The following is a 23162-nucleotide window of genomic DNA, read 5'->3' on the forward strand; positions in this document are numbered from 1 at the left end:
CAAGAATTCACATTGTTGGGCACAGCCCGCCCGCCGTCATTCCCTCTTTGGGGGGCGACACGCTCATCCCTTCCTCACAGCTGACGATGCGGCAAACCGCCGCCTTCGCCCTCCCCTGCATGACCGACACCTTCGACACAGCGCCGCTGGTGCTGCTGTACCGCGACGCTTCACTGCTCGTGGTCGACAAGCCACCCGGCCTGCTGGTGCACCGCACCGCGCTGGACGCGCACGAGTTCGACACCGTCGTCGAGCGCCTGCGCCAGCAACTGCCTGCGCAACTCGGCGCTGACGCACCGGCGCTGCTGGCACCCGCGCACCGGCTGGACAAGGGCACCTCTGGTCTGCTGGTCTTCGCCTGCCAGACCGAGGCGGCGCAAGCGCTGGCGGCGGCCTTCGAGCAGGGCTTGGTGGAAAAGCGCTACCTCGCACTGGTGCGCGGCTGGCCTGCGCCCGAGCAGCGCTGCGAACACCCGCTGGCACGCGACCCCGAGCTGCCCAGCACCGGCCAGCCGCAGTTGCCGGCCTGCACCGAATTCCGCCGGCTGGCGCGCATCGAGTGGCCGTTTCAGGTCGACGGCCGGCATGCCAGCAGCCGCTATGCGCTGGTCGAGGCCCAACCGCAGCAAGGCCGGCGCCATCAGATCCGCCGCCACCTGAAGCACCTGGGCCACCCCATCGTCGGCGATGCAACACATGGCAAGGGCCCGCACAACCGCGCGGTGGCGCAGTGGCTGGGCCACGGCCGGCTGTGGCTGCATGCGCTGGACCTGACGCTGCCGCACCCGAGCACCGGCCAGCCGCTGGCCTTGCACGCGCCGCCGGATGCGGCCTGGCAAGCGCTGTTCGCGCGTGGCGAGTGGCAGTGGGACGAAGGCTCGGAGGCAGTGCGTGCCATCGGGGCCATGGGGGGATTGCAGGCTGGGGACAATCGCCAGCCCGGCGACCTGCCAAACCCAAGCGCTCCATGAATCCTGGCGTCTACGCCGCCGGCCTGGCCTATGTCTGCTGGGGCCTGTTTCCGCTGTACTTCCACCGCCTGTCGCAGATTAGCGCCGTCGAGCTGATCTTCCACCGCTCGGTCTGGGCGCTGCTGTGCATGCTGCTGGTGCTCGGCGTGCGGCGCCAGTGGGCCTGGCTGGGGCCTGCACTGCGCTCGCCGCGCACCGTGGCGACCTACGCGGCCAGCGCCTTCCTGCTGTCCATCAACTGGGTGCTGTACGTCTGGTCGGTGCACAACGGCCACGTGGTCGAGGCGGCGCTGGGCTATTTCATCAACCCGCTGGTCAATGTGCTGCTGGGCGTGCTGGTGCTGCACGAGCGGCCGCGGCGCCTGCAGTGGGCCGCGCTGGCGGTAGCCGCCGCAGGCGTGGCCTGGCTGGGCGCGGTGGCCGGCTCGCTGCCGTGGATCGCACTCGGCCTGGCCGCCAGCTTCGGTGCCTACGGCCTGCTGAAGAAAACCGCGCCACTGGGTGCGCTCGAAGGGCTGACGACCGAGACCCTGCTGATGGCCCCGGTCGCCATCCCGGCCCTGCTGTGGCTGGGCACACACGGCGGCGACACCGCGCAGGCCGACGCGATGACCTGGGTCTGGCTGCTGCTGGCCGGCCCCATCACCGCCGTGCCGCTGCTGCTGTTCAGCTACGGCGCGCAGCGCATCTCGATGGCCACGCTGGGCCTGCTGCAATACGTCAGCCCCAGCCTGCAGTTCCTGCTCGGCGTGCTGATCTTCCGCGAGCCCATGCAACCGGCCCGCCTGATCGGCTTTGCGCTGATCTGGGGGGCGCTGATGCTGTACAGCGCCGAGACGCTGTGGCAACGGCGGCAGGTGCGGCTGCAGGCGGTCTGAGACGGCATGCCGGTTTTCATTCAAGGCTGAACTTTTTTCACTCAAGCTTGCACTCGACCCATGGCCTCAGCAAAGCGCAGCGCCCAGGCTTGCCCGCGCCCTCGCTGACAGAACGCTTTGCAGCGTGAACAGCCGGTCGTCGGTGACCCACGGATGCCTGCTCATCGCCATGAAGCTGCCATTCGGCTCAGTGGCCATCGAGCCCGTGAACGTCAGCATTGCGTTGGCAATCCTGATAAACGTGACGCTGCCGTACAACGGCGGACCGCGAGCGACCGGTGCTCCTGAGCCTGGCTGGCACGAGTCGACCCTATGGGGTCGCAACTGATCGCGAAACCTGCTACGAAAGCTACCGCTCCCGGCACAGCACCGAGACAGCCAAGACCAGGATCAAGGCGCGGGAGAACTCCCGAAAACCACAACCATCCTCTCAGGAGCCCGGGTCAACGACGTAGACTTATCCACACTTGGCCGGCGTCAGTCCGGCCTTCCGCCTCTGGTCAACAATCAATCGGTAGGGGTGGTCAAAGTTGATTCGGCGCGCACAGTCTTTCGCGCCAAACGGTTACACGCTTGAATGAAATGTACGCAGTCAGCCCGCTGAGATACCCCGGAGCAAAGTGGCGCCTCGATGGCTTCGTCGAGGCGCTGCTTCAAGACAATTGTCTCGCAACTGGACACTACGCCGAGCCGTATGCGGGCGGAGCCAGCCTGGCGCTTTCGTTGATGTACCGCGGCTCAGTCTCAGAGATCCATCTCAACGACTTCGATCGGTCTGTATGGGCGTTCTGGAAATGCGCCACCGAACACTCTGCAGAGTTGATCGAGCGAGTCCGCGCGGCCAAGCTCACGATTGACGAATGGAAGGCTCAGCGCGATGTTCAGGCGCAAAAGAAAACCGCGTCAATCGTTGATCTTGGCTTCTCCACGTTCTTTCTGAACAGAACGAATCGAAGCGGAATTCTTACAGCTGGTGTGATTGGTGGCAAAGATCAGCTTGGCCCTTGGAAGCTTGATGCACGCTTCAACAAGGCCAATTTGATTGAACGTCTGCAGCGGGTCGCAAGGCATCGGTCGCAAATTCATGTGACACGTCTCGATGCACTGACGTTCACGAGGCGCCGTAGCTCGACGCTGCCTCCCACGAAGAGCCTCGTGTACCTCGACCCTCCGTACTTCGTGAAGGGACAAGAGCTCTACATGAATGCTTACGAAGAAGGCGACCATGCCACCTTAGCCCACGTCGTGCGGAACGAACTGCGTCTGCCCTGGCTCGTCTCATACGACGACGTTCCTCAGATTAGACGTCTCTACAGCGCCACGCACAGAACTAGCTACATGCTGCGCTACAGCGCCAGTTCAACCCGGAAAGGGCGCGAACTGATCTTTGCTCGACCTGGGTTGAAGATCCGTTCGGAGCTTTTGACAGGCGCGTAACGCGGCCCAACCACAGCCCTAAGCTGGGTCGTCGAAATCCAGACTCAGTTGTTCGGGCGCGTTCCGAAGCCTAAGGCGGACACGGAGATCCCCATTTGTTCGTTCCAGGTTGACTTCAACAGACATCTCGTGCGGTTCGCCCTGCAGCGTCGGAAGATTGAAAGCGACACGAGGAGGCGCGAGTCCTTCGGCGTGGACGGGGAGTTGCACTGTGAGCTGTCGCTCGGCTGCTCCCTGGGCATCGTGCCGCAGATCCACATGTATGTCGTTCGGCACCGTGGATGGAATTTCGATCGACCTCGTGATCGTCTTCGTCGGCATATCCAACGTCGGCGGAAGCAATTCGCAGCCATGACTCAAGCGTGCGCTTAGCGGCGACGCAATTGCAGTTTTGCCCAGCATGATGCCGCTCTTGAAGGCCCCTCTCTTCTTCGACTTCTCCCGCCTCGCAGTCTCCACTGTAGATTCGGCGATGCCCAACTCCGTCATCAACGCCCGAACTACCTCCGCGACATCTGCCAGTTCTTCCGCAATTTGATCGTTCGACCTAGCATCAAGAACCTCCAGTGCCTCTTCTACAAGCTTGCGACGAAGCGAAGCGATAAGCGCTTCGCCCTTCACTTGCATGAGAGCTACGCTCTCGCCTCTCGCGACGATTGCCGCGGGAATGCCATCCCGAACCAACTTGTTGAATTCAACAGCCTCGTCGTCGACCGCGAAGTCGTCTAGGTCGGCGCATTCGACGTCACAGCCTGCCCTGGAAAGCATGTAGTAGGCGTGCGACAGGATGCCGCCGCTTAGCTCAACGACGATGCCGTGATGTTTGGCGACGCTGCCGAGATCCTCAACAAACTTCTGATCTCGGACCATTTCTGGCTCGCGAGGATCCACCCGAATCCTCGCCACTGAGCTCCCTCCGGCCACCGCCGCCTTCAGGTCGTCCCAGTCTCTCCGAGTGCGTAGTACCACCTCCGCCGACTCTCGGAGTTTCTTACGTGGAGCGGCTTTGTGGACTGGCCCTTCCTGTTTCCACTCCATATGAAACCAGGGAAGCACATGATGTGATGTCGCGCCGCGAGCGGTATCGATGAGCCACATCACGACGACGGGCTTCCCTTCAGCCGCCGCGATGCATCGCGACGTCCATGCGATTTCATAAATCCATTCCTTGCGCTTGATGCTTCTTACCCAATCAGCCGCGTCAGACGTTCGATGAACCACCCACGCGCCGTACTCGTCAGGGGCTATGAAGTGCTCTTTATAGCGGCGCTTCTCGCGAAACGAAATGTCCGTGGGCATAGATTCGATCTGAGGATTTGACGGTGATTGCGTATCGACATCGAAGACGTCGTACGCATACCAATACAGCCCCTCCGGAATGCCCCACAGCGACTCAATGCGTACCTTACGTTGATTGGGAGAAGCTTGGCACCAGGCGGCGGCACAGGCGGGAACGAAGTGGTGAGCGATGAGGCAAAGCTTCGAACCCGACAACGATTCGCCATCTTCAGTACGCTCACAAACCTTCTTCTTGAAGTCACCTAACAACCACGCCACAGCAGCGCTTCCGGAACGTAGCTCGTCACTCCGAGGAAGCATTTCCCTCAAGTGCGACGGAACATCAGCGCCATCAGTCCGAATTACCAATGGTTGATGTGTCAATCGTTCCAGGTCGCGCTGGAGCGCATCACTGCATGCACCTGCCTCTACGATTTCTCTCAGAACACCCTCAAGATCCAAAACGAAGAACGGTACAACCTCATACCCCAACGCCCCATAAACCTTGACGTTCGCAAGTTTTCGATAGCGCGCGAAATCGTCTGTCGTCGCAGTCCTAAAAATCTCGAGTTCACTAATGTTGACAGGATCGGCTGTCACCGCCTTTACTAACGTATGCGGCGCTCTACCTACTTGTAGGGACTCGCACGGATCTGCCTGGACAAGGTAAACGGCCTGGCCGTCCCAGACCCACTCAAAGTGCACGCGCAGCAGTCGCTCGTAGGTCCACCTCGCAACCTCAGCAAGGCGATCGACGATTGCCTCCCTATGCGCGCAGACCAACGACGTCTCATGAGGCAGTCTCTTGTCCCGCCAATCCCTCAGCGGGATTCGATGAATCTCTGATGCACGAGACGCGCCGGCCTCGATTTCAGACATCCAGTCCCGCTTGTCTTCCGCTACACGGCGCTCATTCGACAGGTGCCCCTTGAGGCTAACAGGAGCAAATTCTTGTATGACCCAATGGACAACTTCCTCAGTGCGCGTTTCGCTTTGAAGTCGCTCCAGTTCAGCGCGCAGTCCCTCAACGCTGCATTCCGCTGACTGCAGTTCGCCGCGACTTTCAATCGTTTCGGAGGCGCCACTTGAGCGTACAAAAAGCCTAGTATGCACTGGGATACCGCGCATTGATAAAGCTCTTTGCAGCAGCGCCTGCGGCGGCACCGAATCGCCACTGACAACGAAGAACGGCTTCGTCCAAGCACTAGGCAACGAGGCCAGGCCGAACGCCTTGTGGCCCACGTTTTGCGTAGTCACAAGATGCGCAAGAAGCTCAGTAGCGCTGTCTCCATCAACAACCACGACAGGGGAGTCCGGTTGAAGCGGGCGCATCATGCGCTTCGATGCCTTCGCACGCGTTCCCATCTCGCTGATTCAACCTTTCCGTCTAAGCTGTCGCCTGACCGACGGCCTACGTCATCACGGAAGCGTCAACTGCGTCTTCGCTAGGCTTGGCGCCTTTCGCGGGGGCTTTGATTGCGTCTTTTCGTCCCGGCGCACCAAAGACGGTTTCGGCAACCTCTTGCATCTTGTCGATTGCGCGATCAGCAAAATAGCCTGTAATGAAGCCGTACGAGAAATAGGCGGCACCGGACGCAATTTTGGTCGTGAGACCCAGCACGCCCGAGTCGATCATCGCCCCGACTACGAGCGCTAGGCCCCCCGACAGGAATGGCGAGAAGATTCGCCATAGCCGCCGATCAACATTCCAGTAGCCGCGAGCTACGACCTTGTACAAGTACTTGATCGCGAACAGCACCCCCCCGAGAAAGCCCCCTAGGAAAAAGTAGGAGTACTTCTTGAACACAACTTCGTTGCAGGAGGTGCAGCCGTCTGTCAGCACCAGGAATGTAGTCCCACGCCAAGTCAGGAATATCAATCCCAACGCCAGCCCAAGCAGGATCGCAACGTACCAAGCGTCTTGGCGAATCAGTTTCGGCGCGCCATCTTGGTACTTCGTCATCCAATCATGACGAAGACGGCCATCTGTGTTGACGCCATCCACTTCGTTGGGCGTCTCGACCTTCGGTACCACAGCCACGTTTTCGGCATCAAGTGCCGATGACGACCCATGCGCCGGAGTCTGCGGACCCAGCGTGGTCGCTCCAGCACTTGTCGACGAATCGCCTGCTACGCTCTCCGTATCAGCGGCCGCCAACGCCAGCTCCCGCAATGGCATCAGCTCGCAGAGTACGCGCAGTGCTCGACGCAATTTCGAGCATTGGGTGAGTCTTGTAGTCAAAGAACTCACGCAGCCCAATCCGCGACGCGATCACGCGGCGGAAGAACTGCGACATCGGCTTCTTCAGGACGCAGACAAGGCCGCCGGTTTCGAGACCTTCCAATTTGTCCGCAGCAAAGAGGTATTCGCGGCCATGCGCAAGATCCGCAATTTCTGCAACGGAACACCTGCTCCAGGTCAACTCAGAATCGAACCTCAATGCTTCCGTTGTCAGACTGAAGTCCAACGGCACTAGGTGCATGTGCGCGTGATCAGTGCCGCAGCCCGTCGGTGAGCCAGCGTACCCTGCTCCATGCTCAAACACGGCAACGTTCCCATACCGTTTGCCGACAAGTGACGCAGCACGCTCGGCGAACGCCCAAAATTCAGCGTGCTTGTAGTGCTCGGATAGACTGTAACCATGCTCAAGGGGACAGACAAGCGACCAACCCGGCACCATTGCGCCTTTGGAAGCCATCGCGCAATACGCATCCTCCTTGAGCCACGGAGAATCAACCGACTCCGACGCCTGCTCGGCGAAGAAGCCGCAAAACCGACACTTCATCGAAATTGACTGGTCCATGATCTCCTCTCCATCGCGGTGGATCGCGACGATGTACTTGGAAATGCTACCCCATACAGCGCATCCGTGATGCGGCCCCGTCCTCGGGAGCAGGCCAGCAACGGACGATGCCTCGCGGCTCTGCAGCACTATCCGCGAAGTTGACCCCTCATCCTATGCGGAGCCATACGGTCACGCTCGATCTAGCTGGCTCTCGCTCAGGCACGGGAAGCCCCACGATCTCCGGCTTTCTGAGCGAAGCAGCCGACCGGCGCGGCGAACATTGAGCGGCAGGTTTCGGCACCCGCCGACATTCGCCTCAGAAATTTGACCGGCCGCATCCGGCCAAGCGGCCACCCAACTGAAGCGGTTTCCCACGGGAAAAGTTCAGTCTTGAATGAAACAAACGGCCAAAAGATCAGCTTTGGATGAAAAGCAGGCTCAGCGTCGGCTCGCCGATGGCCGCCAAGTTGCTGACTCACAGCCGGCGACGTACAGCCCACAGATAGGTCCGCCACGGAAACCTGTCCTTGGGCCTTCAAAAGCCGGCTTCGCGCCAAAAAACGCTGAGCACGTGCCGCGCCATGCGCTTGGCGAGTGGCTCGGCGCGCGCATGGATGCTGACCAGGCCGCGCCAGCTCTGCTCTGGATCGTCATTGCCGCCGGCCACGTCCAGCGTCACGCGGTACAGCGCCGTTTCGGGGTAGAACACTTCGCCTTGCTGGCGCACCTGCAATTGGCCGCCCATCGGGCTGGCGAGCAGCTTTTCGTTCAGCGTGCGGGCGGCGTCGCGCTCGATGCTGCGAACTTTCAACTGCAGCGCGGGGCCGCGCAGCGCGTCGACGATGAACAGGCCTTCGTCGCCCACTGCGAGGCGCCGCACTTCCTGCTCGTCTGCATAGGTGACGACCTGGCGTGGGCCGGTGGCGACCAGCCGGCCCAGCACTTCGTTCTGCGCCACCCAGTCACCCTCGTGCAGGTCCGGGTCCAGGTCGTAGAAGCGGCCGGTGAACGGCGCGGTGGGTGCGTAGCGTTGTGCATCCGCCGAGACGGTGCGGGCCTCGGCCTTCGTGGCCTGCATCTGCTCTGCCGCCAGTTGCCAGTCACGGCGCTGCTGCGCGTCGAAAGCAGAGGCTGCCGCGAGGCCTTGCACGCCAGCGGCGCGGGCCTGGGCCTGCAGCGCGCGCAGTTGCAGCGCGGGCGACTCGATGGCGAACAGCGGCTCGCCCTGGCGCACTGCGTCGCCATGCCGGTGCGGCAAGGCCGTGACCCGCGCGCCAGCTGGCGCGTACAGCGTCAGCTGCTCTGCGGGCTGCAGCAGGCCCATGCCGGTGACACGGCCCGGCAAGGGCAGCACGAACAGCGACACCAGCGCCAGCAGCGGCAAGGCCAGCAGCAGGCCGCGCCGAGGGCGAATGCGCTCGCGCCACGCCCACCAGACCTTCAGCTCGCTGGCCACCGGCGCGGCAATGAACCACACCAGCTCGATGCCGAACAAGGCGATGCCGACCGCCTTGATGAAGAAGTGATAGACCAGCAGCGCCACGCCCAGGAACAGGCCTAGGCGGTACAGCCAGGTGCCCCAGGCAAAGGCGACCAGCGCCAGCGTCTTGCGGCGCGAGAAGGCTTCGGGCGCCGGCTCGCTCAAGGCGAACAGCATCTCGCGCAAATGCCAGCGTGCCAGCGCAAACGCGCGTGCGTGCAGGTTGGGCATGTTGACGGCGTCGGACAGCAGGAAGTAGCCGTCGAAGCGCATGAAGGGGCTGGCGTTGACCAGCAGCGTCGAGATCCAGGTGGTGCTGGAGAGCAGGAAGGCGGCCGTCTTCAAACCGCCCTCGGGCAGCCACAGCCAGGCCGCGGTGGCCCAGGCGGCGATCACCAGCTCGGCGCCAATGCCGGCGCCGGCCACGGCCAGGCGCTGGCGCGCATGCGGCAGTTTCCAGACCTCCGTCGTGTCGGTGTAGGCCACCGGCCACAGCACCATCAGCGCCACGCCCATGGTGGGCACGCGGCAGCCGAAGCGCTTGGCCACCAGCCCGTGCGACAGCTCGTGGGCCAGCTTCACGGCGGCCAGCGTCAGCCCGTAGGCGGCCAGGCCTTGCCAGCTGAACAGGTCGACCAGCGTGCCGGCGTAGGCCTCGGCATTGCGCAGCACGCCGGCCAGGCCCAGCAGGCCGACGATGAGCGTCAGCCCCAGGAAACGGCGCGAGAACAGCGCGGAAAGGCGCGGGGCGAGCCAGCCCAGCAGGCGGTCGGCCCGCAGCAGCGGCACGCGGAAAAACAGGTAGTGGTGCAGCAGCCAGGTCCACACGCTGCCGCGCTGGCGCTGCAGCCGGGCGGCCAGTTCGCGCGCCTGGCCTGCGGCGGGTTGCAGCAGCTGGTTCTGCTGCAGGAAGTCCTGCAGTCGCAGCACGTCGGCCTCGGCCAGCGTGAGCGTGGTGTCTTGCGACACGGCCGCGGCAATCTCGGCCGGCTGGCGCAAGTGCCAGCGGCTGAGGATCTCGAAGCTGGGCCAGTCGAGCTGGAAAAACTGGTTCTTGACCGGGTCGTGCAGCGTCCAGGCCGGCTGGCCGTCAGCCAACCGCGGTGCCGGGTACAGGCCCAACTCTTCGCGCAGGACAGCCAGGCTGGTCATAGCGCCATGTACTGCCTGGCCATGGCCAGTGGGCGGCGCAGCACCCAGTAGCCCAGCGGCACCCAGCCGGCCTGCAGTCGCGCGGTGCCCTTGAGGCCGATGCGGTGTTCGGTCGCCTCGCTGAGCTGGGCGCGCACGCGGTAGGCGTAGTTGCCGTCGGGGCGCTGCACCGGATCGTGCGCGAGGTAGCGCAGCGTCGCGGGCACCGGGTCCAGCGGCGTGGCGGCGAGGTAGAGGCGCAGCTCGGCGCCCGCGGGCAGCGGCAAGGCGTCACCCACCGGCAGCCAGGCTTCGACTTCGACCTGCTTCGGGTCCACCACGCGCAGGATGCGCTCGCCGGTGCGCACGGGGCGGCCTTCCCATTCGGAAGGGTCGTCGAAGATGGCAATGCCGGCGCGTGGCGACAGCACGCGCGAGCGAGCGAACTGGTCTTCGAGGAAGGCGGCCTCGGCGCGCTTTTCCTCGATCTTGCCCATCGCCGCAGCGAGCTGGCCTTTGGCATGCGGATCGGCCAGCGCGAGCTGCGCGGCCTGGCGGTATTCGGTTTCGGCGGTGGCCAGCGCCTGGCGCGCCACGTCCAGCCGGCTGGCAATCGGCGCCTGGTCGAAGCTGAACAGCGGTTGGCCGGCGGTCACGGCCTGGTTGGGCTGGACCTGGAAACGCTCGACCACGCCGTCCAGCGGCGCACGCACCACCAAAGCGTCTGCCGCGACCAGTTCGGCCGGCGCCAGCACCGAGAGCCTCACGGGCACCATCAGCAGCAATAACAGCGCCGCAGCGACCTGCACAGTGCGGCGGCGCCACCAGGCATGCGGTGCGGCTTCGGGCGAACTCGCAGTGCGCCACCAACGGCGCGCCGGATGCAGCGCCTGCCAGGCGTGTGCCCACACATGCAGCCATTCCTGCAGCAGCGGCAACGCGGCTTCGGAAACGGGCTCGTCAGACGCCAGCAGCAAGCCACCGGCCGCAGCGCCAGGCAATGGCAGCCACAGCGCCTGCGCCGGCAGCCATTCGGACCATTCGGCCGCGAGACCGGCCGGCAGCGCCGCGCGGTCCACGACGCCCTGCCCTGCATTCGCGGCCAGGTGCGCGCACAGGCGCTGCACCCACAGCGCATACGGCGCGTTGCGGTCCGGCTCGACGACGCCGGACAGCCCGCGCACGCCGGTGCCAGCCAGCCACAGCGCGGCCTGCCGGTAGTGCAGCAGCGAGCGGCTGTCGTTGACCAGCAGGAACACCAGCTCCTCGCTGCTGCATGCCTCGCGTGCCTGGTGGGCAAGCGACAGCAGCGGAATCAGCGGGCTGGCGGTGTCGTTCAACTGCGGGCTCCGGGCAAGCGGGTGTCATGCGCTGCAAGCGTGTGGCGTTGGCCAGCAGATTTCAGTTGCTCGCTGAGCGCCGGGCGCGCGGCCAGGCGCGGTGCGGCATCGCCTTGCGGGGCTTCGGAGGAAGGACCGGCCGGCGCGGACTCGGCAACGGGCTCGGCTGCATCGATGTCGACTGTCGTCTGCACCACGTTGCCGTTGGCGTCCCGCGTGGTCAGCACGACGTGCAGGCCTTTGAAGCCGGGCGGCGCCTGACCGCTCAGCGTGCCTTTGACCGGGTCGAACTTCAACCATGCGGGCAGCGGCCGGCCATCCACCAGGCGCGCGGCCTGCACCGCGCTGGCATCTCCGGCGGCGGGCGGCATGGCGAACTGCACCAGGCCGTCTCGGCCGACCTCGACCGTGGCCGCCAGGGGCGTGGGCGAAGCCGGTTCGGCGACGGCAGCGACTTCGAATGCCGTGCCGGCGCGCGAAGCAAGCGCGGACAGACCCGTAGCCGAATCGCGTGGCGGCGCGGTGACCGCCGGCAAGGGCATCAGCGAGGCCCCGTCGTGCATGGGGACCGGCGCCGGTGCAGGTGAGGTCACCGGCACGGCCGGCGCGGCGTCGGGGTTCACCAGCTGTGGTGGCCGCGCGATGGGTGCGGGTGCGGGTGCGGGCGATGGTGCCGGTGTGGGCACAGGTGCCGGCGCGGGTGGCGGGGGCGGCGGCTCAGGCGTCGGTGCGGGCGTTGGTGCCGGTGCAGGTGCCGGCTCGGGTGCGGGTGCGGGCGGTTCCGGCGCGGGTGCGGGCGCCGGCGGCTCGGGTGCCGGCGCCGGTGCAGGGGGCTCGGGCGCAGGCGCTGGTTCCGGTGCGGGTGCGGGCGCTGGCTCAGGTGCTGGCGCCGGCTCGGGTGCGGGTGCGGGTGCGGGTGGCGGGGGTGGCGGCGCGACGACGGTGGCGGACGCATCCGAGGCCACGTCGACCACCGCGCCATGAGAGTCAGTGACGGTGGCGACGGCACGCACTGCGAGGCCGGCCATCGCGTCGCTGAGCAGCAGCGTGCTGCCGCTTGCGCCTGCCACGTCGGTCCACTGGCCGTTGCCATCCCGAACCTGCCAGCGCAGCGTGGTGCCGGCCACGCCTTCGGCATCGGTCAGCGCGGGCGCAGCGGTCAGCACCTGGCCGACGACCACGTTGCCGCTGAGGGCGACGCTGCCCTGCGGCGCGTCGTCCACACCGGCGATGTGCACCGCCAGGCTGCTGTGCGCGGCCAGGCTGCCGTCGGACACGGTGAGTGCGAAGCTTTCCTGCGTGGTGCCGGCCGTGGCGTTGACCGCGGCGGCATCGGGCACGTAGACGTACAAGCCGCTGGCGCTGTTCAGCCACAGCGTGCCGAAGCTGCCGGTTTTGTAGCTGTCGTAACTGTGGCCGCCCACGGTGGCCGAGCCGGCACTGCCGCCGGCCATGCTGAACTGCAGCGTGAGGCCAAGGTCACCGCTGGCCGAGAGCTGGCCGCTGACATTGGCGAAGCTGTCGCTGGCCGCCGTGTCGGCGAGCTGGATGCTGCCGGGCGCGGCGAGCACCGGCGCGTGGTGCAACCCGGCGACGGCCAGGCTGAAGTCGCTGCTGACGCTGGCGCCACTGCCGTCGGTGGCCGTCACACGCACGCTGATGGCGCCGGCATCGGCCTGCCCCGGCGTGCCGCTGAACTGGCCGGTGCCGGCATTGAAGCTGAGCCAGCTCGGCAGCGGAGAACCGCTGGCCAGCGTGGCGCTGAGCGTGAGGTTGTCGCCCACGTCCACGTCGGCAAAGCTGTTGCCCGGCAGCGTGAAGCTGAAGGCGCTGCCTTCGGTGGCGTTTTGCGCGGCAATGCCGGTGGCGGTGGGCGCTGCGTTCAGCGCGGCCAGCGTCAGGTCGTTGCCGTCGCCGCCGGCCTGCGCCAGCTGCAGCGGGTGGCCGTCGGTGGTGGTGAAGCGGGCGCCGTCGGCCAGGTTGGCGAAGCTGCCGTTGATGGCGTCTGCGGCGTCGTTGGCGATCAGCACGAGGTTGTCACCCGCCGACACGGCCCCGTTGACCACTGCCAGGCTGAGCGAGCCGCCATTGAGCGTGACGCTGCCGTGCACCACGATCTGGTCGTGCCCGCTGCCTGGCGTGACACCGGCCACGTCGGCCGCATAAGTGCTGCCGTCCTGCATCACCAGGCCGCTGTTCAGCGTCAGCGTGCCGGCGCCGTTGCCAGCGCTGGTGCCGGGAGCAATGGTGCCGCCGGAATTCACGACGACCACGCCCGCGACGGTGCCGGTGCCGGCCAGGGTGCCGCCGCTGGCGACCGTCAGCACGCTGGTGTTGGCCAGGTTGCCGGTGAGGTTCAGCGTGCCGCCGGCCACCGTCGTGCTGCCGCTGTAGGTGTTGGTGTTGCTCAGCGTGAGCTTGCCGCTGCCTTGGGTGCTCAAGGCGCCGCCACCGCTGATCACGCCGCTGAGCGTGGCCGCCGCGCTGCTGCTGATGGCGGAGTCGATGGCCAGCGAGATTGCGTTGTCTATCGTCGTCGCGCCGGTGATGCTGAGGCTGCCGCCGTTGAGCGTGACGGTGCCACTGCCCAGGTTGCTGTCGCTGGCGACGCTGAGGGTGCCTTCGTAGAGGCGCGTCTGGCCGCTGTGCGTGCCGGAGTTGCCGCTGTTGGCCAGCACCAGCGTGCCGCTGCCGAACTTGCTCAGCGTGGCGCTGCCGGAGAGTGCGCCGCTGAGCGTCACGCTGCCGCTGCTGACGGTCAGGTTGCCACTGGTGTTGAGCGCGATGGCGTTGTCTATCGTGGTGCTGCCGGTGACGCTCAGCGCGCCGCCGTTCAGCGTCAGCGTGCCGGCGCCAAGATTGGCGTCGCCCGCCACGCTGAGCGTGCCGACGTAGACCCGGATGCCACCGCTGAAGCTGCCCGAATTGCTGCCCGAGAGCGTGAAGCTGCCGCTGCCGGTTTTGTACAGCTGGCCGCTGCCGCTGAGCGTGCCGGAGAAGTTGGTGCTGGTGTTGGCGCCGCCGGTGGTCAGCGAGAAGCTGCCCATGGCCACGCTGCCGCTGCCGGCCAGCGAGCCGATGGCTTCGCTGGCAGCCAGGCTGAGGGTGGCGCCAGACGAGACGGTGACGGCACTGGTGTCGGCCAGCGCCAGGCCGCCGGCAAGCGCCAGCGTGCCGGCCGAAACAGTGGTGCTGCCGGTGTAGGTGTTGGCGCCGCTGAGCGTGAACGTGCCGCTGCCGGCCTTGGTGATGCCGTTGCTGCCGCTGGACGAGATGACGCCTGAGAAAGTGGTGCTTGTGTTGTCGCCGCCAGTGGTCAGCCTGTAGCCGAGCACAACGTTGCCGGCGCCGGCCAGCGAGCCGATGGTCTCGTTGCCGCCAGCCAGCGTGAGGGTGGCGCCGCTGGCCACGGTCACAGCGCCAGTGTTGGCAATCGAGCTGCCGCCACTGAGGCTGAGGCCGCCGGCCGAGATCGTGGTCGCCCCGGTGTGCGTATTGGCGCCAGAGAGCGACAGCGTGCCGCTGCCGGCCTTGACCAGGCCGCCGCTGCCATAGATCACGCCGCTGAAGGTGGTGGAGGCGTTGTTGCCGCCGGTGGTCAGCGTGTAGGAGTCCAGTGCCACGTTGGCGCTGCCGGCCAGCGAGCCGATGGTTTCGTCCGCGATCAGGCTCAGCGTGCCGTCGTTGATCGTGACCGCGACGCTGTCGGCAAGCGCCGCGCCGCCGGACAGCGCCAGCGTGCCCTCGGCGACGGTGACAGCGCCGGTGAAGCTGTTGCTGCCGCTGAGCGTGACCTGACCAGCACCGGTCTTGACCAGGTCGCCGCTGCCGGAAATCGCACCGGACAGCGTGACGGCACCGCTGTTGTCGACCGTGCCGCCATTGCCGCCCAGGCTGATGTCGTGGCCGATGGTGCTGGTGCCGGTGAGGGACAGCGTGCCGCCGTTGAGCGACAGCGCGCCGCTGCCCAGTTCGCCGTTCTGGTCGATGGCAATCGTGCCTTCGCGTAACAGCGTGTCGCCACTGAAGCTGCCGGCATTGCCGGCGTTGGCCAGCACCAGCGTGCCGTCGCCGAATTTCAGCAGCATGTCGGCGCCACTCAACTGGCCGGTCAGCGCGATGCTGACGCCGTTGGCCACCGAGACTTCGCCGTACTGCGCGACGATGTCGAGGTCGTTGGCAATGTCCGCACCGCCCGCTGTGACGCTCAGCGTGCCGCCGTTCAGAGACAGCGTGCCGCCGCCAAGCTGGCTGCCGTCGTACACCGTCAGCAGGGCGTTGCGCACCATCGTGCCCGCGGCGTAGGTGTTGGCGCCCGAGAGCGTCAACGTGACGTTGTCTACCGTGAGGCTGCCGCTGGCGCCGCTGATGTTGGATGCGATGGCCAGGCTGTCACCGCCGCCGCCGGCCACGTTCAGCGCGCCGTTGAGTTCAAGGTCAGCGCCGGTGATGGTCAGCGTATCGGTCGGGTCGATGTCGAAAACGATGCCGTCGAGCACCGTGAGGTTGCTGCTCAGCGCAATCGTCTGCCCACCGAGCAGGTTGGGCGTGCCGACGCTGCCGAACTGCAGCGTGTCGCCGTCCTGGGCCCAGTGCATGGCCTCGCGCAGCGACAGGCCGGTGCCGTCGTTTTCGTCGTCGGCCAGGTTGGCGCCGAAGCTGGTGTCGGCGCCGCCGCTGGTGTCTTCGCTGGTGGTGACGATCAGCGTGGCCAGGTGACCGGAGAAGGCTTGCTGGGCGGCGCTGCTCAGCGCCAGGCGGCTTTCGATGGTGCCGGTCGAGACCTCCAGCGTCCAGTCGCTGCCGCCTTGGGCCGAGCCTGTGTTGTCGTTGGACGCGGCGACGTCGGCGCCGGTCGCGGTGGCCAGCGCGTGGATGAAGTTTTCGCCGGTGCCGCTGGCGACGCGGCAGCCGTAGAGCAGCAGGTCGCCACCAGTGTTCAGGGCGGCGCCGAGCGTTGCGAGATCGGCGGACCGGCTGGCAACGGTGCTCGCGTCCAGCGTGAGCGAACCCAGGTACACCTGGCCTTCGGCGCCGTGGCTCAGCACCTGGATAGAGTCCAGTCCACTGCGGCCTTGCAGTGCGCTGAGCATTTGCGTCAGGCCGTCCTGCGCCGGGTCCAGCAGCACGACTTCCGCGCCCGGCAGCACGCCGTCGCGCAGCGCCTGCCAACCTTGGATGCTGGTGTCGATGAAGACGATGTCGTGCTTGGTCGACTTGTCCTGTTCGTGCACGGCGACGGCGGTGGGAACGGCGTCTGCAAGCCGCGCAGCGGCGTCGGCCAACGCGGCGCCGTGGCTGGCCTCTGGCATGGCGGCAGGCGCCTCGTGATGCAGCGCTTCGGCGGCGGCGGTGACCGCGGCGGCGTCGAACATCAGCCGAGGCTCCAACACCATCGGGCGCACGATGGCGCGTGGCGGCGGCGGTGCTTCAAGCCTGCTACCCGTCAATGCGCCAAGTCGGCGAACGACGTCATTCCAGATGCTGCGGGGAAAGCGGTTCATGCGGCGTGATGTCGGTTCGGCGAGCGGTGGCCCGGAGGCAGCACAGGCGCTGCCGAAAGAGGAAAGACTGAGACGCTCAGCGAGCTGGCACGTCGACGATGACGCGCCCGCTCATGCCGGCGACCAGCTCGGGAAAACGCCCGCGGATCTGCGCGGTGAACTTGACCGACTGGCTGACCGGGTCAACCTTGGCCGCCGTGCGCACCACGCCTGCCGGGTAGGTCTTGCCGGTCTCGTCAATGCGAATCTCGAACGGCGAGTTGACCTTCAGGAAGGCCATCCAGTGCGAGGGCGCAATGAACTCCAGCTCCAGCGTGGAGTCGTCCATGATCTCCAGCAGCGTCTGGCCGGGCTGCACGTACTGCTGCTCGCGCACCTTCTGCTCCGAGACGCGGCCGGCAAACGGCGCGGCGATGTGGCATTTGCCGAGCAGGATGTTGTTGTACGAGAGGTCGGCCCGGGCCTTGGCGGCTTCGGTCCCCGCGATCTCCAGCTCCAGCTTGCCGGCCGAGTTCAGCTCGGAGAGCCGCGTGGTGGACTGCAGCGTCGCGTCGGCCGCGGCGAGCACGGCCTTGGACTTCTGCAGCTGCGCCTGCTGCAGCGAGCAATCGAACTGCACCAGCGTCTGTCCGGCCTTGAAGGCGCCACCTTCGGGCACCGGCAGGCTCTGGACCTTGGCACCGACTTCGGCCGCCAGCGTGGTGAAGCGCTTGGGCGTGAGCTGGGCGCGGACCTCGCGCAGTTCGGGCCGCGCGGGCTCGGCGGCTTCGGTGCCGAAGCTGACCAGCGCTGCAAACGACAGCGTGGCAATGGTGGTGCAGAAAACAATCGCGCGCATCACGGCACCGCCTTGGGGGTCTCAGCCGACACGGCCGGTTCTGCGGGCAGCGTGCCGACATCCCAGGCTTTCAGCACGCCCGCGACGGCCAGCGTCAGGTCGGTCAACGACATGGCTTCAGGTGCGGTGAGGCGCGGCTCCAGACCCAGCGTGGCCTGCAGCTTCGAGGCGGCGGCCTGCACGTTGGACAAGGCCTGGTAACGGCGCAGCTGCGAGAGGATGGCGGCCGTCTGCTGGGCCACGCGTTCCTGCTGAGTCTGGCGCGCGGCGGCCTCCTGGTTCGCCACATGCTTGGCAATGCGGCTGTCGACCTGGGCGATGGCGTCGGCGCGCTCGTACTGGCGCACCGCGTTGCCGTATTGCAGGCGCGCCAGGTGCAGCTGCGAGATCACCGCCATCTGCGTGCTCATGCGCTTCTGGTCGGCCAGTTGCACGCCGGCTTCGGCCATCCTGGTTTGCGAGATCGCCGAGAGCACGCCCAGCAGGTTGAACGACAGCTGCAGCCCGGTCTCGTTCCAGGACTGGTTGATCAGGTACTGGTCATTGCTGGAGCGCAGCGCGTAGTTGAACGACAGGCCGGGGAACATCTTCAGCATGGCCTTGCGGGTTTCGGCCTGGGCGATGCGGCTGCTGTAGATGCTCTCGCGCAGCTCGGCGTTCTGCGACAGCGCGTAGGTTTCCAGTTGCTCCACCGGCTGGTTCAGCCAGGCAGTGGCCGGTGCAGCAGCCGGCTCGACCACGGTGATGGCCTGGCCGCCGGGCGCGCCGATCAGCTGCGCGAGTTCGATGCGCGCGCTGTTCAGTTCCTGGTCCACCAGTTCCAGCAGGCGCAGGTTCTCCAGCAACTGGCGCTGGTAGCGCAGCGGCTCCAGCGGCGAGCGCAGGCCTTCCTGCTCGATCTTGCGGGCGTCTGCCAGCGCCTGCTCGGCCACCTGCGTGGTGGCCTGCAGTTCGCCGCTGAGCTTCTGCGCCGCGGCGACGCGCCAGAACGCGGTGCGCACGTCCTGCACCAGCAGGTGCTGGGCGCGGCGGCTGCGTTCGGTGGCGATCAGGAAACGGTCCGCGCTCTGGCGGGCCGCGTAGTAGCTCTGGCCGAAGTCCAGCAAGCTCCACGAGAAGGAGAGGTCCACGCCGGTGGCTTCGCGGCTGGAGGAAATCGTCTGGCCGCCAATCACGGTGCCGGTGGCCAGGTCCTTGCTGAGCACCAGCAGGTCGTTGTCGCGGTTGCGGTAGCCGGCCGAAGCCACCAGGCGCGGCAGCATGTCCAGGTTGGCCACGTCCAGCCCGCCAAAGGCCACCACCTCTTCCATGCGGCGCACGCGGCGCTCGGCGTTGTACTTGAGGGCCCGGGCAATGGCGGCTTCGAGGCTCAACGGGCCGTCCAACGGCGCGGCGTTCTGCTGCAGCGCGAGCTTGTCGGCCTGGGTGATGTCGCTGATCTCGGCGCCGGCCAGCGGCTGCGGCTGCAGCGAGGCGCAGGCACTCAGGGCGAGCGCCGCGGCAGCCACGAGCAAGGTCTTGGCAAATGCAAGCATGGTGATTCTTGTAGGAAGTTCGAAGCGCCGCAGGGCCGTGCGCAAAGCGTGTGAGACCGAGCTCGCAGCATAGGAAGGCTGGGCGCAAGCAAGGGTGCACAGAAGCGGGGCGAAACACCTCTGTCTCTGGCGACCGCCCATCGGCCCGGCGGCGCGGATGCGTTGCAGAATCGACTGTGTGAAGCCATGCCTGCCCCAGGAAATCGTGCCCGTGGACGCCGCCCAGGTGGCGCTGACCGCCCAATGCCTGGGACCGTTGACCGATCAGTTGATGCCTTACTTCCTGGCCCTGCGTGCCGAAACGGACGCGGTGCTGGCGCAGCGCCTCCCGCCGGCCGGCGGCAAGGCCTACCCATACGGCCGCTGCGAGGAGATCACGCAGGACCTGTACGCCCGGCTGGCGCAACGCCTGGCAAAGCCGGCCGATCCGGTCACGCAGGCATTGCACGACTTCGTCGCCCAAGGGGGCGTGGTGCGCAGCATCTGGGGCGTGCTGCGCGAGCAGTATTTCCAGAACGCGATCCAGTTCGGCGCGCTGTACGTGGACGTGTCCAACGACACGGTGTTCGTCACCAAACCGCAGATCGAGATCCTGCCCATCGAACAGTCCGGTTTGGTGCCGGTGCGCGACCTGGCGCACTTCCGCCAGACGGCCGAGCGCTACTGGCACGCGACGGTCTACGCCAACCACCTGGTGCCGACGCTCGCCCCCTTGCTGCCCATCATCACGGTCAGCGCCGGCAAGCTGCGGCCAGGGCTGCAGTCGGCCTGCGACTACATGATCGACCTGATGCGCCGCGACGCTTTCCAGCAGGCCGAAGCCTGGCTGCGCGATGGCCCGGCGCCACCACCGGAACTGCAGTTGCCAGACCTCCCGGCCGACCTGCGCCCCTGGACCACGGACACGCGGCAAGAGGCCGTGCAAGCCTGCCGGCGCGCCCGTGCAGCGAGCTGTCAGCTTGACGCCGAATGGCGCACCGCCAGGGTGCTGGACTACCTGCGCTCGATTCGCGCCTGACCCGGTGAAAGTGCTGAGATTCACGCCTCTGCGGCCCAATTTCGCGCTGCTATACTGAATTGCAGTGGGGGTGTAGCTCAGCTGGGAGAGCGTCGCGTTCGCAATGCGAAGGTCAGGAGTTCGATCCTCCTCATCTCCACCACTGCTCCGCCAGGATTCAGCGTGAATCCGGCAAGCCCCCTGGAACCACCGAGGCGCCGTCATGGCCGGCCCGTGTGTCCCGTCTGGGCCCAACCACCAGGGTCCAGCTACCTGTCGAAACCAAGACCGACGCATCCGCTATTTGGGCGGTTCGCGCGTCTGCGCGCAACCAGCCGGCTGGTTTGCGTTGGATCAAGCGACCGCCGGTGCGGCGGTGTTGAACTCGGGTCGACACAGCACTGGCTGCCTGCCGACCCGTTTGCCAGCCAGGGCTGCTTCCTCACCACGTTGTCCAACAAGCCCTTGCGGCGCACGCCCCCCTCGATGAGCAGGACGGTGCCGCATCAGACAGGATGCCCGCATGAAAATTCTCGTCGCCACCGATGGCTCGAAGCCCGCCTTGCATGCCGTCAAGTACGCCATCAAGTTGCTGCAGTCGCTCTCGTCCACCAGCAACACCGTCACCCTGATCAGCGTGCACGACGATGTCGGGCTGCGGCATGCCAAGGCCTTCGTGGGCAAGGAGGCCGTGGCCGACTACTTGCGTGAACTCAGCGAGAAGGAACTCAAGCCGGCCAGGAAGCTGCTCGATGCGGCCGGCATCAAGCACGACATGGAAGTGCGCACCGGCCACGTCGCACAGGAAATCGTGCATTGCGCGATGGCGGGCAAGTTCGACCTGATTGCGCTTGGCGCAAAAGGCCGCGGTGCCGTCGCCGACCTGCTGCTCGGCTCGGCCGCGCAGCGCGTGCTGGCGACCGCCGAAATGCCTGTCGTGCTTGTGAAGTGACCCGCCGCGTCTTCGCCGCCGATCCCGAACGCAGGCGGCAACTGGCCCGTCGGTGACGACCGGCTGAGGGAGGCCAAGGCTCGCCTGCGCCTGGCCCGCGACGGGCCGAACGAATCAGCGGTGCGCAAGCTGCGCAGCGTGCTGAAGCCGGCACGCGAGGTGGCATCTGAACCGATGTGGCTGCCCTTGCTCGCGGTGCATGCGGGCGCCAGGGTCTGGGTGCGCGTGCCATGCTCGGCAACGCCGCGTCCAAGCGCCGGTTCGGCCGGGTCGTGACGGGCACGCTCGCGGTACTGGGTACCGTATGCCCATTACCGCCTACAGCGGACCACTCTCGTTCTCGGCGCCCGCTACTGCGGCGCTGCTGGCGGCAGCCTGCATGGCCAGGCCGGGCCTGCTGTGGTTCGAGGCTGTCAAACTCTTCCGGCGCCGTTGGCGACGATCAGGCAATTTAGCGCGCAGCCGCGTCTGGTCACGCCTCCTTGCACCTGCAGGGGGAATTCCCTTTCTGCGCCACGCGCCGCGGCACGCGGTTTGCCTCTTGTCCCGAGTCAAAGCGGCAAATGCGCCAAGTTGGTGCCCGGTTGGGAAGGAGCACTGGCACAAAAATCGCTTCCAGGATCCGCTTTGTCCAAGTGCTGCGGCTGACCGCGACTGAAGCACTGCAACACTCGGCAAACAGCCCTTTCAACCGGCTGGTTACAAGGGCTGAAGCCGGTTTTGCCGTGAATCATTAGGGTCAAGCCTGTAATGGCAGGCAGAAATTGCCCGCTATAGTGGCGTTTTTCGCGGCCCAAAAGGCCGTTGCCGATGAGAAAGACAGCGTCCTTCGAGGGCGACTGGAGGAATGAGTGGATTTCGCTGAATCGCAGCGCAGCCCCCGCAAGCACCCTGTGGGGCTGATGGTGGTGATCGTGCTGCACGTTTTGCTGGGCTACGCCCTGGTGAGTGGCTTGGCACGTCGGGTGGTGGAGGTCGCCATCAAGCCGGTGGAGACCAAGCTGATCGAAGAGATCAAGCCGCCGCCACCGCCGCCGCCGGAGAACCTGCCGCCGCCGCCCAAGAACCTGCCGCCGCCGCCAGCCTTCGTGCCACCGCCGGAAGTGCAGGTGGCACCGCAGCCGGTCGCGCCGACCATCACGACGACGACGGTGGCACCGCCGCCTGCGCCGGTCACCATCACCCCAGCGGCACCGGCGCCACCCGCACCGCCAGCACCGCCGCGTGCAGCCGCCCGGCCCGCCATTGGCAACATTTCCGCGTGCGCCCCCACGGGCGCTGACTACCCTGCCGCTGCGACCCGGGCTGAAGCCACTGGCACGACCCGCATTCGCTTCACAGTGGATGCCCAAGGCAAGCTGGCCAAGGCTGAAGTGGTGAAGGCCGCTGGCCCCAGCCGCGAGCACAAGCTGCTGGACCGCATCGCACTCGACAAGCTCAGCGGTTGCGTCTTCAAGGCTGGTGCTGACGAAAACGGCCAGCCCACGGGCGGCACTTTCGAAGTCGAGTACGTCTGGAAGCTGGAGTGAACTTCCAGCAACTGAAAGTCCGCTAGTCGTTGGGTGGCGGTCCTGGCAAGAGGCTGTCGCCAATCAAGCTTTCACTGCCGCGAGAAAGACATCAGATCTGCCGCGCGACAGTCATCCTCAGTCGCCCTGCCCCTTTCGTGGCCGCAACGGCCCGCCGGGCAAGGCATTTGTCCCTGTTTTGTTCCCTGGAGTGAGTCCATGTCCTTTCTGAAACAACTGCGCGCGCCGCTGCTGGCGGTCACCCTCGCCACGGCCGGCCTGGTCGGCCTGGCTGGCATTGCCACCCTGCTGCCGCAAGCCGCCCTCGCCCAGGAAGCCTCTGCCCCTGCTGCCACCGCTTCGACCGACCCGGCTCCGGCCCCGGTCGTGCCCGAGGTCAAGAAGGAAACCATCGACAACCCCTACGGCCTCGAAGCGCTGTGGAGCCAGGGTGACTTCGTCGCCCGCGGCACGCTGATCATCATGATCATCATGTCCATGGGCTCGTGGTACATCATCTTCACCAA

Annotated in this window: 15 protein-coding genes, 1 tRNA gene and 1 pseudogene; 8 read left to right on the forward strand and 9 right to left on the reverse strand. The window is 66.2% G+C overall.

Annotated features, from left to right (window positions below; all coding sequences use genetic code 11):
• Positions 1–119: 119 nt before the first annotated feature.
• Together AC3WR5_RS05645 and rarD are read left to right on the forward strand one after the other, a co-directional pair.
• Complete coding sequence (locus AC3WR5_RS05645; protein WP_492482531.1) at positions 120–971, forward strand: pseudouridine synthase; 852 nt, start codon at positions 120–122, stop codon at positions 969–971.
• A complete protein-coding gene (rarD, locus tag AC3WR5_RS05650) occupies positions 968–1849 on the forward strand; it encodes an EamA family transporter RarD (RefSeq protein ID WP_492482533.1) in 882 nt (293 codons plus the stop codon). The genes AC3WR5_RS05645 and rarD overlap by 4 nt, the downstream gene beginning before the upstream one ends.
• 66 nt (positions 1850–1915) lie before the next feature.
• Here rarD and AC3WR5_RS05655 read toward each other — a convergent pair whose 3' ends face one another.
• Entirely contained in the window at positions 1916–2068 is a 153-nt protein-coding gene (locus AC3WR5_RS05655) for a hypothetical protein (RefSeq protein WP_492482535.1), read from the reverse strand.
• A gap of 363 nt (positions 2069–2431) precedes the next feature.
• On the opposite strand from AC3WR5_RS05655, the gene AC3WR5_RS05660 reads away from it, so the two are divergent.
• The gene (locus AC3WR5_RS05660; RefSeq protein ID WP_492482632.1) at positions 2432–3286 is read left to right on the forward strand and encodes a DNA adenine methylase; all 855 of its coding nucleotides are present in this window, start codon (positions 2432–2434) and stop codon (positions 3284–3286) included.
• 18 nt (positions 3287–3304) lie between these two features.
• Here the strand turns inward: AC3WR5_RS05660 and AC3WR5_RS05665 are convergent, their stop codons facing one another.
• The 8 genes from AC3WR5_RS05665 to AC3WR5_RS05700 form a co-directional block, all read right to left on the reverse strand.
• Positions 3305–5929, reverse strand: coding sequence for a nucleoside triphosphate pyrophosphohydrolase (locus AC3WR5_RS05665; RefSeq protein ID WP_492482537.1), 2625 nt, complete (start codon positions 5927–5929; stop codon positions 3305–3307).
• 46 nt (positions 5930–5975) lie between these two features.
• Positions 5976–6722, reverse strand: coding sequence for a hypothetical protein (locus AC3WR5_RS05670; RefSeq protein WP_492482539.1), 747 nt, complete (start codon positions 6720–6722; stop codon positions 5976–5978).
• The gene (locus tag AC3WR5_RS05675; protein ID WP_492482541.1) at positions 6709–7368 is read right to left on the reverse strand and encodes an HIT family protein; all 660 of its coding nucleotides are present in this window, start codon (positions 7366–7368) and stop codon (positions 6709–6711) included. Before AC3WR5_RS05675 ends, AC3WR5_RS05670 begins: the two co-directional genes overlap by 14 nt.
• A gap of 517 nt (positions 7369–7885) precedes the next feature.
• A complete protein-coding gene (locus tag AC3WR5_RS05680) occupies positions 7886–9982 on the reverse strand; it encodes a site-2 protease family protein (RefSeq protein ID WP_492482544.1) in 2097 nt (698 codons plus the stop codon).
• Positions 9979–11301 carry an efflux RND transporter periplasmic adaptor subunit gene (locus AC3WR5_RS05685; RefSeq protein WP_492482546.1) on the reverse strand — a complete coding sequence of 441 codons (1323 nt, stop codon included), beginning with the start codon at positions 11299–11301 and terminating at the stop codon, positions 9979–9981. The genes AC3WR5_RS05680 and AC3WR5_RS05685 overlap by 4 nt, the downstream gene beginning before the upstream one ends.
• Positions 11298–16697 (reverse strand): DUF4347 domain-containing protein, encoded by a 5400-nt coding sequence (locus AC3WR5_RS05690; RefSeq protein WP_492482548.1) that lies wholly within the window; start codon positions 16695–16697, stop codon positions 11298–11300. Before AC3WR5_RS05690 ends, AC3WR5_RS05685 begins: the two co-directional genes overlap by 4 nt.
• Before the next feature lie 184 nt (positions 16698–16881).
• Positions 16882–17643 (reverse strand): efflux RND transporter periplasmic adaptor subunit, encoded by a 762-nt coding sequence (locus AC3WR5_RS05695; protein WP_492482550.1) that lies wholly within the window; start codon positions 17641–17643, stop codon positions 16882–16884.
• Entirely contained in the window at positions 17643–19178 is a 1536-nt protein-coding gene (locus AC3WR5_RS05700) for a TolC family protein (protein WP_492482552.1), read from the reverse strand. The genes AC3WR5_RS05695 and AC3WR5_RS05700 overlap by 1 nt, the downstream gene beginning before the upstream one ends.
• Positions 19179–19389: 211 nt before the next feature.
• Between AC3WR5_RS05700 and AC3WR5_RS05705 the strand changes: the two genes are divergently transcribed.
• From AC3WR5_RS05705 to AC3WR5_RS05725, 5 genes and pseudogenes are all read left to right on the forward strand, one after another.
• On the forward strand, positions 19390–20196 hold the full coding sequence (locus tag AC3WR5_RS05705) for a hypothetical protein (protein ID WP_492482554.1): 807 nt from the start codon (positions 19390–19392) through the stop codon (positions 20194–20196).
• A 66-nt stretch (positions 20197–20262) separates the two neighbouring features.
• Positions 20263–20338: transfer RNA gene (locus AC3WR5_RS05710), tRNA-Ala, on the forward strand.
• 360 nt (positions 20339–20698) lie between these two features.
• Positions 20699–21127: a universal stress protein gene (locus AC3WR5_RS05715; protein WP_492482556.1), complete on the forward strand. Its 429-nt coding sequence runs from the start codon at positions 20699–20701 to the stop codon at positions 21125–21127.
• A gap of 851 nt (positions 21128–21978) precedes the next feature.
• On the forward strand, positions 21979–22656 hold the full coding sequence (locus AC3WR5_RS05720) for a TonB family protein (RefSeq protein ID WP_231012716.1): 678 nt from the start codon (positions 21979–21981) through the stop codon (positions 22654–22656).
• Between the two features lie 198 nt (positions 22657–22854).
• Positions 22855–23162: pseudogene (locus AC3WR5_RS05725) on the forward strand (MotA/TolQ/ExbB proton channel family protein); the annotation flags it as partial.

It is taken from the genome of Ideonella sp. FW305-24, from assembly GCF_058788035.1.